Raw genomic sequence first — 13,996 nt, forward strand, 5'->3', positions numbered from 1 at the left:
CGGGGCCGGTCACGCTTCGCAGTCGGGCATTGCGGCCTTTCGCTTCGCGGGGCATCGTCGCCGTCGAAGCGCGCGCGCGCGAAGCAACGCCGAGGAAATGCCGTGGATATTTCGACGCCTGCGCAAGTGCGGGCACGAGTTGCGCTTGCCGCGGCGATCGCGCTCGGCGCCTTGTGGATCGGGGCGGCGTTCGTGCCGGCGGTCCTGTGGGCCGGCGTCGTCACCATCGCAGTCGAGCCGCTGCGCCGGCGCATCCTGGCGCGCTGGCCGGGGCATAACACGCTGGCGGCGTGCCTGATCACCCTGGCGGTGTTGCTCGTCGTGGTCGTGCCGCTGGTCGCGGCGGTCTCGCGCGCGGTCGTCGAGGCGCAGAGCGTGGCGCTCTGGCTGGCGGAGGCGCGCGCGCACGGCGTGCCGGTCCCGCTCTGGGTGGCGACGCTACCCTATGGGTCTGCCGAGATCACCGCGTGGTGGAATTCGCATCTGCTCACCGCCGCCGCGGCGTCCGAGCAGATCGGGCGCCTCGATACCGATCTGCTCGTCACCCAGTCGCGATCGCTGACCCACAGCATCGTGCGCCGTGCGGTGGTCTTTGCCTTCACGATCGTCGTGCTGTTCTTTCTGATCCGCGACCGGGACGCCGTGGTCCAGCAGCTCGAGCGCGGTGCGGAGCGTGGCTTTGGCGACGCCGGCATTCGCCTGGGACGGCAGATATTCGCCTCGGTGCGCGGCACCGTCGACGGCCTGGTGCTGCTCGGTCTCGCCCAGGGCATCCTCATGGCGGTGATCTATGGCTTTGCCGGGGTGCCGCATCCGATCCTGATGGGGCTGTTGTCGGGCGTGGCGTCGATGGTGCCGTTCGGGCTCGTCGCGATCCTGCTGATCGCGCTGCTGTTGCTGGTCGTCAACGGGGCGATCACCGCGGCGATCGTCGTCGGCATCCTCGCCTTCGTCCTCAATTTCGTCATCGATCATTTCCTGCGCCCCGGCCTGATCGGCGGGACGACGCGGCTGCCGTTCGTCTGGGTGCTGATCGGCATCGTAGGCGGGGTGGAGACGATCGGGCTTCTCGGGCTTTTCGTCGGGCCCGCGGTGATGGCGGCGCTGGTGCTGATCTGGCGCGAATGGGTCGCCGATGGCGATATCGGGGCCGAGGACGAGCACGCCTCCGCCTCGGCATGACGGGTGCGTCGCGCGTTTGCGAGGCGCCCCGTCGCGCTCGCGCCGGTTGCGGGACGCGGCATGTCGCGGCGGGATGCGATCGGGGGTGCGAATAGCGCCCGGCGCTATTCGGGCGCGGCCTGCACGGTCACTTGCTGGCGGTTGAAATTGGCCCAGCCATAGGCGGTGAGAAAGGCGACGTCGGCGGCGTCGCGGCCCACGCCGATCTTCGCCATGGCATATTCCTGCGCCATGCCGGTGGCGTCGACCATATGCCATTCGCCGCCCAGGAACACCTCGGCGACGGCGTGGAAATCCTGCGGCTCGACGCCGAGCGCATAGACGCTGGCGATCCGCGCGGGGATGCCCGAGGCGCGGACCAGGGTGATCAGGACATGCGCATAGTCCCGGCAAATGCCCTGGCGGCGCACGAAGCTGTCCAGCGCGGTGGTCTCCGAATTGCTGACGCCGGGCACATAGGAGAAGCTGTTCTCGATCCAGTCGCGCATCGCCATCACGCGCGCGCCCCCGGAAAGCGATCCGAACTCGGCCTCGACAAAGGTCTGGAACTCGTTGGACGGGCAATAGCGCGAACCCATGAGATACTGGACCGTCTCGCCGGGCAGGCGATGCGGCTCGACCTTCGGCAGGTCGAGACAATCGGTCAGCACGCGGTCGATCGAGACAGTGGCGGTATAGTCCACGACGAGGCGTTCGCCGGTGCGCACCCAGATCCGCTCGCCGATCAGATCCTGCGCCTGCACGCGGGCAAAATGCTCGCACGGCGAGAGGTCGATATGCGCGTGTTCGACGGTCTGCTCGGGGATGTGCGCCACCTCGAGCTGAAGCAGCACGTCGGTCGGCGCGTCGAATGAATAGTCGAGATGCGTCTGGACAAGGAGTTTCATTGCGCCGCAACGACTGGCGCGGCCATAGGTGCCGTCGGGCGCGCCAAACCTATTTGCCGGGCAGCAAACGGGCCCAGCGCGCGTCGAGCGTCGCCTGGGCGTCGCCGCTCTTGACGTGCGAGACCAGCGACAGACCGCGAAGCGTGACGCTGTGACCGGCGATCAGACGGCCGGAGATGGTGTAGCCGATATCGTATAGCGCGACATCCTCATGTGGCTCGCCATCGACCAGGAAGCGCGTCGTGATCACCACCGGTAGCCGCTCGTCGCCGCGGCTATTGTCGGGCAGATCGGCGCGCTCGCGCGCCTTCTTCAGACCCCGTTCGAACCATTCTGCCTCGATCCGTGGCTCGCCCGTGGTTTCCGCCGGTGGTGCCCCGAGGCTGGTCGGGAAGGCGATCTTCTGGCTCTGGACGGACTGTTCGGCAGAGACGGGCTTGAGCGCGAGTTTGCGCTCGCCGGCATCGGCAGCCACCAGCACCAGCGTCGCCGCGCGCGTCGTGGCGCGCTGCGCGTCGGCCGTCTTCACTGCGGCGCTGTCGCTGCGCTCGCTCCAGCTGTTCCACAGCGTCAACCCCGAGATCAGGACCGCGATCACCGCGAGCACTTCGCCCAGCGTGATCCAGCGACGCCGGATTGCTGCCGCCTCGGCGGCGCGGACCTCTGCCTTGGCAGCGGTTTCGGTCGGGGGAAGGTCTTCGCTCACGGCGCCGTTCGATCATCCGCAGCCCGGGGCGTCAAGCGATTGCGATGGGAAATCGGCGGTCGCGCGCTGCTCGCGCGGTCCCCGTTGCACTAGCCGGCATAGCTTGCCAGTCTCCGCATCCTGCCGAGGGGGAATGCGAATGCGCCTACTGATTCTTGCGTCGTTGCTCGCGACGACCGCGCCGTTGACCTGCGCCGCACAGACGCCGAAGGAACAACTGATGGCGCCGCCAGCGGGGGCGCGTCACTTCACGATCAGCTCGACGGCCGGGAAGCATGGCGACGTCTGGTCCTGGACGATGCCGGACGGGCGCGTGGCCTATCGCATGTCGATGTCGCTGCGCGGCTGGGTCACCGAGACCGACGAAGTAATGACGCTGGACAAGGACCGGCGGGTCACGGCGATGGACATTCGGGGGTTCACCGACCAGGGCGACGCCACCGAGAGCTTCCAGGTCGATGCCGGCGGCGTCGCGCATTGGAAGACGGCGATCGATGCCGGCTCGGCGCCGTTCAGCGGCAAGCGCTACAATAGCTATGGCGGGCCCTGGCTCGCCGGCGAAAAAGACATAGAGGCGTTGGTCGCTGCCGGCGAGAAGGGCGTCGATCTGCTGCCCACCGGCCACGCCAGCCTCCGCATCGCGCAGTCGGCACAGATCACGGGACCATCGGGGCCCAAGACCGTCAAGCTCGCCTACATCACCGGCTATGGCTTTGCGCCGTCTGCGGTCTGGCTCGACAGCGACAACCGCTTCTTCGGCAATGTCGGCAGCATTTCGCTGCTGCCCGAGGGCTATGAGGCCGTCGGCGCGCCGCTGAAGGACGTTCAGGACAAGGCGACCGCCGAGATGGTGCGCGGCGTCGCGCGGCGCTTCCTGAGCCCTGGCAATCGCACGCCCACGCTGGTGGATCATGTGCTGCTCTTCGATTCGGTCGCGGGCCAGTATCTCCCCGAGCGCGCCGTGCTGATCGCGGACGGAAAGGTCGCGGCTACGGGGGCTGCCGGCACGATCAAGGCGCCTGCGGGTGCGACGGTGATAGACGGGCGCGGCAAGACGCTGGTCCCCGGCTTGTGGGACGCGCACCAGCATGTCGGCGACGATTGGAACCTGTTGCAGAACGTCGCCACGGGCATGACCAACTATCGCAGCCCGGGCTCGCTGATCGAGGAGGCGCTCAGCATCTACAAGCGCCGGGCGGCCGGCGACTTGCTGGCACCCGATGGCAAGGTCTCCGTCATCGTCGACCGCAAGGACCCGCTCGCTGCTCAAGGCGCGCTGACGGTCTCGTCCGCGGCCGAAGCGATTGCCGCGGTCGACAAGATCAAGGCATCGGGCCTGTGGGGCGTGAAGTTCTACACGTCGATGACTCCCGCCTGGATCGCACCCGCTGCCGCGGAGGCGCACAAGCTCGGCCTGTACGTCCACGGCCATGTGCCCGCGGGCATGCGTCCGCTCGATGCCGTGCGCGCGGGGTATGACGAAGTCACCCACATCAATTTCATCATGATGCAGGCGATGCCGCAGGACGTGGTGGACAAGGCCAACACCGCGGCGCGGCTCGAAGGGCCGGCGCGATACGGCAAGGATGTCGATCTCGATTCCCCCGCGATGCAGGCCTTCTACGCCGAACTGGCGAAACGGCACACGGTCATCGATCCGACGCTGACGGTGTGGGAGCCGTTGATGACCTCAGACGGGAGCGCGATCTCCCCGGAATATGCGGCTTTTGCCGACGTCGCTCCGCCATCGGTCGTCCGCGGCTGGAAGATCGGCGGCTATCCGCTGTCCGAGGGGCTGACGCGCGACGATTATCGCAAGAGCTTCGACAAGATGGTCAGCCTCGTCGGCCGGCTACACCAGGCGGGCGTGCGGATCGTCGCGGGAACCGATGGCTATGGACTCGAGCTGGTGCGCGAACTCGAACTTTATCAGTTGGCCGGGCTGAGCAACGCCGAGGCGCTGCAGACCGCGACGATCGTCCCGGCGCGCGTCACCGGGATGGACGACCGCGCCGGATCGATCGCGCGGGGCAAGACCGCAAACCTGGTGCTGGTCGATGGTGACGTCTCCAAGGATCTCGCCAATCTCCGCCACGTCAACCTCGTCTTCCTCGACGGCTACCGCCTCGACGGCGCGGCCCTGCGCCAGGCGAGTGGCCTTGCCGGCATGCCGAAATGATGGTCACGGCGTACTGTTCGAAAGGAGTTTCCCCGATGCGCGACTACGACCCCTTGCCGACCCCCGAAGAGCCCGATCGGGAGCATCTGGAAGAACTGATCGACGAAGGCGAGGAAGAGAGTTTTCCGGCGAGCGATCCGCCGGAGAATCCGAACTTCGACTGATCGGCGCCGGGATGCATGTTGCCGCGCGTTCTGTCGATCCGTGCGTTGTGCGCCCATGTTGACATTGCGGGTTGAGTAAAGATGGACAGCACCGAGTTCCGAGCAGGCCGCGCCGAAGGAGTCCGCGATGCGATCGCAATCGTAGAAGCGATGATCGCAGCCGAAGAAATCAAGCTCGATTGGAAAGCGCCCTATGTGACCCGGACCGCCCGGCGGACGCGATGGCAGGCGTACCGCAATGCGGCCTCGAAGCTTCGCACGAAGCTTGGGCGGCTCACCAAGGGGATGCCGGTATCCGCCGACATCGAAGCCAAATTGGACAGGCTGGGCCTGTGACAGCGCGGGCATAGCGAGCGTTCTCGCTACGCCCTACTCGGTTCGGACCGGGCGCGGCGGAACCAGGAGCCGTATCTCGTGCGTTCAGTCGCATCCGGGAGACGTGCCATGAACGATGAAACCCTGTTCTTCGAACGACGTGCCCGCGAGGAGCGCGCGCGCGCCGCTGTCTGCCGCAATCCGATTGTCGCCGCCGCGTGGCGGAGGCGAGCCGAGGAGCTTCAGCTTCGCGCCAATTTCGTCCGCGATGCCTGACCCGGCGATGGCGCAGCAAACCTCAATCATGCGTAGCCGAAGCTTTTGTTTATTTACCCACTAAGTCGATAGGATATTGTGCGCTCGATCCTTAGCGGTTGAGGCGTATCGTGTCTGAGGCGACAGTGGCGAAAACCAGCCCGGAGGGCGCGAAGGCGCGTGGCGCGGGATTTGGCGCACGCGTGCTATTGGGCATGGCCGTTGGCTTGGCGATCGGACTGATCCTCCGCGCCGGCATCGCCGGTCCCGCGACCGACGGTGTGGGCGAGGCGCTGCACACCGTCGGCCAGATTTTCGTCCAGCTGCTCAAGGCGCTGGTCCCGCCTTTGGTGTTCACTGCTATCGTTGCGTCGATCGCGGCGCTGCGCGACATCGAAAATGCCGCCAAGCTGGTGCTGCAGACCTTGTTGTGGTTTGCCGCGACTGCCCTGATCGCAGTGGTGATCGGAATCGTGCTGGGTCTAGCGATCCAGCCCGGCCTGCACGCCGGCGTCGATATCGCCTCTGCCAGGGCGCCGGCGACCAACGGCTCCTGGGTCGATTTCCTCAAAAGCCTCGTGCCCGCCAATTTCCTGGGACTGACGGCGTCGACCAGCAGCGAGCCGGGCGGCCTGAAGACGGCGCTGTCGTTCAATGTGCTGCAGATCATCGTCGCGGCAATCGCGATCGGCGCGGCAGCGGTGCGGGTCGGCCCCGCGGGAGAAGGTTTTCTCGCCTTCAATGCGTCGGCGCTGGTAATCTTCCGCCGCCTGCTACGCTGGGTGATCGCACTGACTCCGATCGGTAGCGCCGCGCTGATCGGCGACGCTGTCCTTCGCTACGGCTGGGAAGCGCTGTCGGCGCTTGGCTCGTTCGCGGGCACCGTCTATCTCGGGCTCGGCCTGGTCCTGCTGGCCGTCTATCCGCTGCTGCTCGTGGCCAATGGCCTCAGCCCACTGCGATTCTTCGCGCACGCCTGGCCTGCGATCCAGCTCGGCTTCGTGTCACGCTCGTCGGTCGGCACGCTGCCCGTGACGGAGGACGTGACCGAGCGTGCGCTGGGCGTTCCGCGTGCCTATGCCGCCTTCGCGGTGCCGCTGGGTGCGACCACCAAGATGGACGGCTGCGCGGCAATCTATCCGGCGGTGGCGGCGATCTTCGTCGCGCAGTTCTACGGGCTGCAGCTCCACCTTGCCGATTACGGCCTGATTGCGTTCGTCTCGGTGATCGGCTCCGCCGCGACCGCTGGGCTAACCGGCGCCACCGTGATGCTCACGCTGACGCTCTCGACGCTGCATCTGCCGCTTGAAGGCGTCGGGCTGCTGCTCGCGATCGACCCCATTCTCGACATGGGCCGCACCGCAGTCAACGTCGCCGGCCAGGCGCTCGTCCCGACACTCGTCGCGAAGCGCGCCGGCATCCTCGATCTGGAACGGTTCCGCAGCGACGCGGACGGCGTTCCCGTACCGGCCTGAAATCCTAGCGACGAAAGCCCAGCCATGTCCCTGAAGCTCTTCGACACCGTTCCCGACTTCACGCAGGAATCGACGGAAGGACCGCTCAATTTCTATAGCTGGGCGGGTACTGACTGGGTGGTGCTATTCTCTCACCCAAAGGATTTCACACCGGTCTGCACGACCGAGCTTGGTGCGGTCGCCAGGTTGAAGCCCGAATTTGAACGGCGCGGCGTCAAGGTTATCGGCCTGTCGGTCGATCCGGTCGACCGCCATCTGGGCTGGGCGAAGGACATCGAGCAAACGCAGGGCACGGCGCTCAATTTCCCGCTGATCGCCGATGTCGACCGCCGCATCGCCGATCTGCTCGGGCTGATCCATCCCAACGCATCGGACACCGCGACGGTGCGCAGCGTGTTCATCATCGATCCGACCAAGCGCGTTCGGCTGACGCTCACCTATCCGGCGTCGACGGGGCGCAATTTCGACGAGATACTGCGAACGATCGATAGCCTTCAGCTCACCGATCGCAGCAAGGTTGCAACCCCTGCCGACTGGAAGCAGGGCGACGACGTGATCATCCTGCCTTCCCTCAGCACCGACGAGGCGCGCGCGCTCTTCCCGGATGGCTGGACCGAGCATACGCCCTATCTGCGCACCGTGCCGCAGCCCGAGCCCGCGGATTGAGCCGCCAAATGACGACGCAGCTTTTGTCCAGGCCGTTCAGCGCAGAGATCGCCGAGGCGGTTTCGGCGCTGAAAGCGGTTCGCTCGGCATGGCGCGAAGGCCGCGGCGAGGGGCAGGGGCTTTCCCGCTTCCCCGGCCCGGTCGAGCTGACGCGCTTCGTCGAGCAGATCTCGGCGGCGCTGTTCCCCACGCGCCTGGGCGGTTTCCGGGGCGGTATTGCCCGCGAGGATGATTTCGTGGCGGATCGGCTCGGGGAAGCGCTCGCGATCCTGCGCGAGCAGATCGCCTGCGAGCTCGATTATTGGCAGGCCGAGTGCCGCGTGCCCTTCGACGCAGACCAGCCGGACACGATCGTCCGTCTGTTCACCACCGCGCTGCCCGAAATCCGCGCGCAGCTCGATGTCGATGTCGAGGCGGCGTTCGTCGGGGATCCTGCGGCGCGAAGCCCGGACGAGATATTGATCAGCTATCCTGGGGCTTTGGCGATCCTCCATCATCGCATCGCCCACCAGCTGCACACGCTGGGCGCGGTGATCGTGGCGCGGGTGATCTCCGAGCTCGCCAATGCCCGCACCGGGATCGACATCCATCCCGGCGCCACCATCGGTCCGCGCTTCTTCATCGATCACGGGACCGGCGTCGTCATCGGCGAGACGGCGATCATCGGCAGCAATGTCCGGCTCTATCAGCATGTGACGCTAGGCGCGCGCAGTCCGCTGGGGCTGGCGCCGGCCGGTCCGCGCACCCGCAATGCGCGCCATCCGATCGTCGAGGATGACGTGATCATCTATGCCGGGGCGACGATTCTCGGCCGGGTGACGATCGGCCGGGGCAGCACGATCGGCGGCAATGTCTGGTTGCTCGACGATGTGCCGCCGGACAGCGTGCTGGTCCAGCCCGGCGCGATCCGGCTCGAGGGGGCTGCCGAGGGCGATGTCGCCGCCCGACTGGCGGAGCACGCCGCGTGAAGCCGCTGATCGGGGTGCTTTGCTGCAACGAGGTCGCGGATCGGCCGATCCAGGTGGTGGCCAGTCGGTTCATCACGCCACTTGCCCGTTTCTCCGGGGCAGTGGTGTTGCTGGTGCCTGCGATGACGGACACGTTCGATGCGCGTGCGCTGGCGGGCCGGCTGGACGGCCTGCTTCTCACCGGATCGCGCTCCAACGTCGCGGCGCGGCGTTATGGCGGCGGTGATCGGGACGAAACCCCGCTGGACGAGCAGCGCGACGAAGTCGCGCTCGCGCTCGCCGGCGCGATGATCGATGCGGGGCGCCCGGTTTTCGGCATTTGCCGGGGCCTGCAGGAGCTCAACGTGCTGTTCGGCGGGACGCTGCGCGGCGATGTCGCCGGCCATCATCTCGAAGACGAGGGGCAATCGTTCGATGGCCTCTTCGCGCACGGCCACGATGTGACGCTGAGCGATGCCGGCATGCTCGCCGCAGCGACGGGCGAGCGGACACTCGCGGTCAATTCGGTGCATCGCCAGGGCATCGACCGGTTGGGCGCCGGGCTGTCGATCGAGGCGCATTCCACGCGCGACGGCCTGGTCGAAGGCTTTTCCGCGCACCCCAACGGCGCGCCCGTGCTGGCGGTGCAATGGCATCCCGAATGGGACGTCGATCGCCAACCGGCCAACCAGGCGTTTTTCCGGCTGCTGGGCGAAGCACTGGCTGCCTAGCGATACGGCGCGATAGCCCGTCGCGGGCTGGGTGGACGCGCACGCACCAGCATCCCAAGGTCATCGCGCGCACACAAATATGTTGCAGATCCAGGCAGGCGACCTGAATAACGGAACATCGCGGCTCCGAGATGCTTTCATATCCGAGGCCGCTACTGCCGGAATCGGGATACGAATATTGCCACCAACGCATGAACCGCCAGCGCTTGCCTCGACCGGCATTGCGGGCCTGGACACGATCCTGAATGGCGGGCTGACCCCACACCGCATGTATCTGATCGAGGGGACGCCGGGGACCGGAAAGACGACGCTTGGCCTTTCCTTCCTGCTCGCAGGCGCCAGGAGTGGCGAGCCGGGGTTGTACATTACGCTTGCGGAAACCGAGGTGGAACTGCGCGGCGTGGCGGAGACCCATGGCTGGTCGCTCGATCCGATCACGCTGTTCGAGATGGTGCCGGCAGACGGACTTTCCGAGGACCAGGAGCAAACGCTGCTGCATCCCAGTGAAGTCGAGCTGGGCGAGACGATCCGCCACATCATGGCCAAGGTGGAGGAGTTGCGACCGAGCCGCGTGGTACTGGACAGCCTGTCGGAGCTCCGCCTCCTTGCGCAGAGCCCGGTCCGCTATCGGCGGCAGATACTCGCGCTCAAACACTTCTTCTCGACCCAGCAATGCTCGGTGTTGTTTCTCGACGACAAGAGCGGCAGCGGCAGCGACCTCCAGCTTCACAGCATTGCGCATGGCGTCGTCTCGCTCGAACAAACGCTGTCCGGGTTCGGCGCCCAGCGCCGCCGCCTTCACGTGGTGAAGATGCGCGGCGCCAGCTATCGCGGCGGCTATCACGATTTCGAGATCGAACGCGGCGGACTGCGCGTGTTTCCCCGTCTGGTCGCCGCGGAGCATGAGGCTATCGTGGCGCGTCCCACCGTTTCGACCGGCTCGGGGGCACTCGACCGGCTGCTGGGCGGCGGGCTGGTGCCAGGCACGTCGACGCTGCTCACCGGGCCCGCCGGCGTCGGCAAGACCACGACGTCCGTGCAATGCATGGTCACTGCGCTCGAGCGCGGCGAGAATGCAGCGTATTTCCTGTTCGACGAGCGCCTGCCGACACTGCTGACGCGCAGCGCCAATCTGGGCATGGACCTGCAGCCCTATATCAATTCCGGCCAGCTCGAACTGCGCGCAGTCGATCCGGCCGAAATGTCCCCCGGCGAATTCGCCGGATCGATCCGTGCGGCCGTCGAGGAGCAAGGCGCCCGCGTCATCGTCATCGACAGCCTGAACGCCTATCTGCAATCGATGCCCAACGAGCAGTTTCTCGTACTGCAGATGCATGAGCTTCTGACCTATCTGGGGCAGAAGGGGATCGTCAGCATCCTGATACTCGGGCTGCACGGCGTGATGGGTGACATCCGTTCGGACGTCGACCTCAGCTACCTTTCCGACACGGTAGTGCAGCTTCGCTATTTCGAGGCCGAAGGCGAGGTTCGCCAGGCCATTTCCGTCATCAAGACCCGCACCGCGCAGCACGAGCGGACGATCCGCGAATTCCAGATTGGCGGCAACGGGCTGAACGTCGGCGAGCCGCTACGCCAGTTCCAGGGCGTCCTGACCGGCGTTCCGACGTTTTCGGGAGAAGGAAAGACGCTGATGGCGAGCCGGATGGGAACGCTGGACGCGCACGGTTAAAATGCACGAGCGTGTCCTGATCCTTGCGCCTCGCGGGCGGGACGCCGCGATCGCCGCGGATTTGCTCGGCCGCAACGGCATCCGATGCGACATCTGTTCCGATCAGGCCGAGCTGCTCGATGCAATGAGTGCGGGCGCGGGCGCGGTCCTGCTGACCGAGGAGGCGCTGGCAAGCGCGGATACCAGCGCGCTTGCAGAATGGGTGACCCGTCAGCCGCCCTGGGCCGACATACCCTTCGTCGTGCTTGCCAATGGCAGCACGAGCCCGCGCACGAAGACGGCGGCGGCCCGATTGAGCGAACTGGGAAACGTCGTTCTGCTGGAGAGGCCGCTCCATGCCGAGGCGATGCTGGGCACGATACGCTCCGCGCTCAAGGCGCGGAGCCGGCAATATCAGGTGCGCGATGCTGCCGGGGCTCTCGAGCAGGCGGTGGTGGATCGCACGCGCGATCTCGAGGATGCGCGCGAAAGTCTGGAGATTGCGCTCGAGGCGGCCGAGATGGGCAGCTGGGACATCGACCTTGCCAGCGGCAAGGCGCGGCGCACGCTTCGCCATGACCAGATCTTCGGCTATCCCGCGCTGCTGCCCCATTGGGACGTGGCGACGTTCCTGGAGCATGTGAACGCCGCGGAGCGCGACGCCATTTCGGGCGCGTTCGACGCTGCGCTGCAGAGCGGATCGCTCTACGTCGAGTGCGGCATCGTCGACGCGCAGGGGCGAAACCGGGCGATCGTCATCAGGGGCCGCGTGCGGTACGGCGCAGACGGCACACCGCTTCGCATGGCGGGCGTCGTTTCGGATATAACCGACCGGAAGGAGGCAGACGCCCAGCTTGCCCAGGCACAGAAGATGGATGCGATCGGCCAGCTGACCGGCGGGGTCGCCCATGACTTCAACAACCTGCTGACGCCGATCGTCGGCAGCCTCGACCTGATCCGGCGTCATCATGCCAATGACGAGCGAACGCAGCGCATGATCGGGGGGCGCTGGAAGCCGCCGAACGCGCCGCAACGCTTACGCAACGCCTCCTCGCCTTTGCCCGGCGTCAGGCGCTTCAGCCGCAGGCAGTGGACGTTAGCCGGCTGATCGAGGGGATCGTCGACCTGATCCGTCGAACGCTTGGACCGACTATTGCCGTTGTGCTGGAAATGCCGCCCCAGTTGCCCTCGGCGCGCGTCGATCCCAACCAGCTTGAACTCGCGCTGCTCAACCTCTCGATCAATGCGCGCGATGCGATGCCGGGGGGCGGCAAGCTGACACTGTCTGCGGCGGAGATCGCAGTGGACCATCGCAATTCGCTGGGCCTGGAGCCGGGAAATTATCTGCGCGTGACTGCGCTGGATACCGGCGCCGGGATGGACCGCGCGACCCTGGAGCGCGCGACCGAACCATTTTTTTCGACCAAGGGCATCGGCAAGGGCACTGGGCTGGGGCTGTCGATGGTGCATGGCCTGGCCGCCCAGTCCGGCGGCACGCTGAATCTCCAAAGCGCGCTGGGCATCGGCACGTCGGTCGAACTGTGGTTGCCTGCTACCGACGACAACCCTCACAATGCCATGGACAAGGGGGGCGATCCGGTTCGTGCCCGCGGCGCGGCGCGGGTTCTGCTGGTGGACGACGAGGACCTCGTCCGATCGGCAACCGCGGATATGCTGCGCGACCTGGGCTATGTCGTGGTGGAGGCATCCTCGGCGAACCAGGCGCTTGCCGCGATGCGATCAGGCGTGGAAGCGGATGTGCTTGTCAGCGACTATCTTATGCCCACGATGACCGGCGGCCAACTCATCACCGAGCTGCGCGCCTCGGGTAACGCCATTCCCGCATTGCTGGTGACGGGATATGCAGCGGCGGGGAGCGACGTGCCAAGTGATGTCGTGCGCCTTGCCAAGCCGTTCCGCCAGGCGGACCTCGCAAAGCAGGTGGACGAATTGCTTTGCTCGGTATCCGTCCGCCAGGGCAGGGGGAGCAACATCCGCCCGTCCAGAATTCACTTTCCTAATCCCGCTTGGCCTAATCCCGCTCGGCCTAACCCCGCTTGGCCTATTCGCGTTGGCTCAGGCCCGTTCGGGTCGCGCGGGTTCCTAGCCGGCGTCCGTGCGAGGTCGAACATCCGTCCGGGCCTAGCCGCTCCCTGCGCCGAGATGGCGCAACGTCACGACGTCGACGCAGAGGGAAGGCGCTCCGCCAAATGGCCTATCGCCGACCCGATGAACTTGTCCACCAGTGCGCCGTCGAGCTGAAGCGGCCGCTCGAGGGTCAGGATCGCATCGCTCTGGTGATGATCGTCGAGATCGAGCCAGGCGCGCACCGCACCCTCGAGGCTTGTGACCTCGGCCAATTCGTTTTCACCCCGTGGGACGTTTTCAAGCGACGCGCTCATCCGCCAGTCGATCTCCGGAGTCTTGGCTTCGTCGTTCCAGGTCGCTTCGGTCATCTGGCGTCCTCGTGATGGTTGTCGCTTGAAAGAGTCGCGAGATACGGTTTGGGTTCCCACGGACTATGCGCGCTGGACCGGCGCCGCCAGGCAAAACGCCAAAGGTCGAGCAGGGGGCGGAGGATCCGCCAGCTTCGTGAACCCACCGAAGCAGCGAACGAGCCGAAATCGGAGCCAGTCCGAAATGGCAGGGGCGCTCGGATTCGAACCGAGGGCCTTCGGTTTTGGAGACCGACGCTCTAACCAGCTGAGCTACGCCCCTGTGCGGACGCGGGCCATAGCGTGGCGTTCTTGTGGGAGCAATAGCCCTAGGCGATCTTACTCCGTGCTGTCTGGTTAAGCTTCTGTATTTCAAAACTTAATT

Annotated in this window: 15 protein-coding genes and 1 tRNA gene; 12 read left to right on the plus strand and 4 right to left on the minus strand. The window is 66.2% G+C overall.

Features of this window, described 5'->3' with window-relative positions; translation table 11 throughout:
- Window positions 1-102: 102 nt before the first annotated feature.
- Window positions 103-1,182, plus strand: a complete 1,080-nt coding sequence (locus AB2M62_RS02970; RefSeq protein ID WP_404337677.1) for an AI-2E family transporter — start codon at window positions 103-105, stop codon at window positions 1,180-1,182.
- Window positions 1,183-1,286: 104 nt separating this feature from the next.
- On the opposite strand, the gene AB2M62_RS02975 is transcribed toward AB2M62_RS02970, so the two are convergent.
- Window positions 1,287-2,069 (minus strand): transglutaminase family protein, encoded by a 783-nt coding sequence (locus tag AB2M62_RS02975; protein ID WP_404337678.1) that lies wholly within the window; start codon window positions 2,067-2,069, stop codon window positions 1,287-1,289.
- A gap of 49 nt (window positions 2,070-2,118) precedes the next feature.
- Window positions 2,119-2,775: a hypothetical protein gene (locus AB2M62_RS02980; protein ID WP_404337680.1), complete on the minus strand. Its 657-nt coding sequence runs from the start codon at window positions 2,773-2,775 to the stop codon at window positions 2,119-2,121.
- Window positions 2,776-2,914: 139 nt separating this feature from the next.
- Between AB2M62_RS02980 and AB2M62_RS02985 the strand changes: the two genes are divergently transcribed.
- The 11 genes from AB2M62_RS02985 (at window position 2,915) to AB2M62_RS03035 (ending at window position 13,438) form a co-directional block, all read left to right on the plus strand.
- Window positions 2,915-4,954 carry an amidohydrolase family protein gene (locus AB2M62_RS02985; protein WP_404337682.1) on the plus strand — a complete coding sequence of 680 codons (2,040 nt, stop codon included), beginning with the start codon at window positions 2,915-2,917 and terminating at the stop codon, window positions 4,952-4,954.
- A 35-nt stretch (window positions 4,955-4,989) separates the two neighbouring features.
- Entirely contained in the window at window positions 4,990-5,118 is a 129-nt protein-coding gene (locus tag AB2M62_RS02990) for a hypothetical protein (RefSeq protein ID WP_404337684.1), read from the plus strand.
- An 81-nt stretch (window positions 5,119-5,199) separates the two neighbouring features.
- Window positions 5,200-5,454, plus strand: coding sequence for a hypothetical protein (locus AB2M62_RS02995; RefSeq protein WP_404337686.1), 255 nt, complete (start codon window positions 5,200-5,202; stop codon window positions 5,452-5,454).
- Window positions 5,455-5,562: 108 nt separating this feature from the next.
- Window positions 5,563-5,709 (plus strand): hypothetical protein, encoded by a 147-nt coding sequence (locus AB2M62_RS03000; RefSeq protein WP_404337688.1) that lies wholly within the window; start codon window positions 5,563-5,565, stop codon window positions 5,707-5,709.
- A gap of 194 nt (window positions 5,710-5,903) precedes the next feature.
- Window positions 5,904-7,163 (plus strand): dicarboxylate/amino acid:cation symporter, encoded by a 1,260-nt coding sequence (locus AB2M62_RS03005; RefSeq protein ID WP_404337690.1) that lies wholly within the window; start codon window positions 5,904-5,906, stop codon window positions 7,161-7,163.
- 24 nt (window positions 7,164-7,187) lie between these two features.
- A complete protein-coding gene (locus AB2M62_RS03010) occupies window positions 7,188-7,829 on the plus strand; it encodes a peroxiredoxin (RefSeq protein WP_404337692.1) in 642 nt (213 codons plus the stop codon).
- Between the two features lie 8 nt (window positions 7,830-7,837).
- Window positions 7,838-8,797, plus strand: coding sequence for a serine O-acetyltransferase EpsC (epsC, locus tag AB2M62_RS03015; protein WP_404337694.1), 960 nt, complete (start codon window positions 7,838-7,840; stop codon window positions 8,795-8,797).
- Complete coding sequence (locus AB2M62_RS03020) at window positions 8,794-9,507, plus strand: gamma-glutamyl-gamma-aminobutyrate hydrolase family protein (protein WP_404337696.1); 714 nt, start codon at window positions 8,794-8,796, stop codon at window positions 9,505-9,507. The genes epsC and AB2M62_RS03020 overlap by 4 nt, the downstream gene beginning before the upstream one ends.
- Before the next feature lie 268 nt (window positions 9,508-9,775).
- Complete coding sequence (locus AB2M62_RS03025; protein ID WP_404339769.1) at window positions 9,776-11,197, plus strand: ATPase domain-containing protein; 1,422 nt, start codon at window positions 9,776-9,778, stop codon at window positions 11,195-11,197.
- 61 nt (window positions 11,198-11,258) lie between these two features.
- Window positions 11,259-12,284, plus strand: coding sequence for a hypothetical protein (locus AB2M62_RS03030; protein WP_404337698.1), 1,026 nt, complete (start codon window positions 11,259-11,261; stop codon window positions 12,282-12,284).
- On the plus strand, window positions 12,266-13,438 hold the full coding sequence (locus AB2M62_RS03035) for an ATP-binding protein (protein ID WP_404337700.1): 1,173 nt from the start codon (window positions 12,266-12,268) through the stop codon (window positions 13,436-13,438). The genes AB2M62_RS03030 and AB2M62_RS03035 overlap by 19 nt, the downstream gene beginning before the upstream one ends.
- Here AB2M62_RS03035 and AB2M62_RS03040 read toward each other — a convergent pair.
- Window positions 13,351-13,632 carry a hypothetical protein gene (locus AB2M62_RS03040; RefSeq protein ID WP_404337702.1) on the minus strand — a complete coding sequence of 94 codons (282 nt, stop codon included), beginning with the start codon at window positions 13,630-13,632 and terminating at the stop codon, window positions 13,351-13,353. The genes AB2M62_RS03035 and AB2M62_RS03040 overlap by 88 nt on opposite strands.
- A 185-nt stretch (window positions 13,633-13,817) precedes the next feature.
- Window positions 13,818-13,894: transfer RNA gene (locus AB2M62_RS03045), tRNA-Trp, on the minus strand.
- Window positions 13,895-13,996 lie beyond the last annotated feature (102 nt).

Origin of the sequence: Sphingomonas sp. MMS12-HWE2-04, from assembly GCF_044881185.1 — a bacterium.
Classification (GTDB): Bacteria; Pseudomonadota; Alphaproteobacteria; order Sphingomonadales; family Sphingomonadaceae; genus Sphingomonas.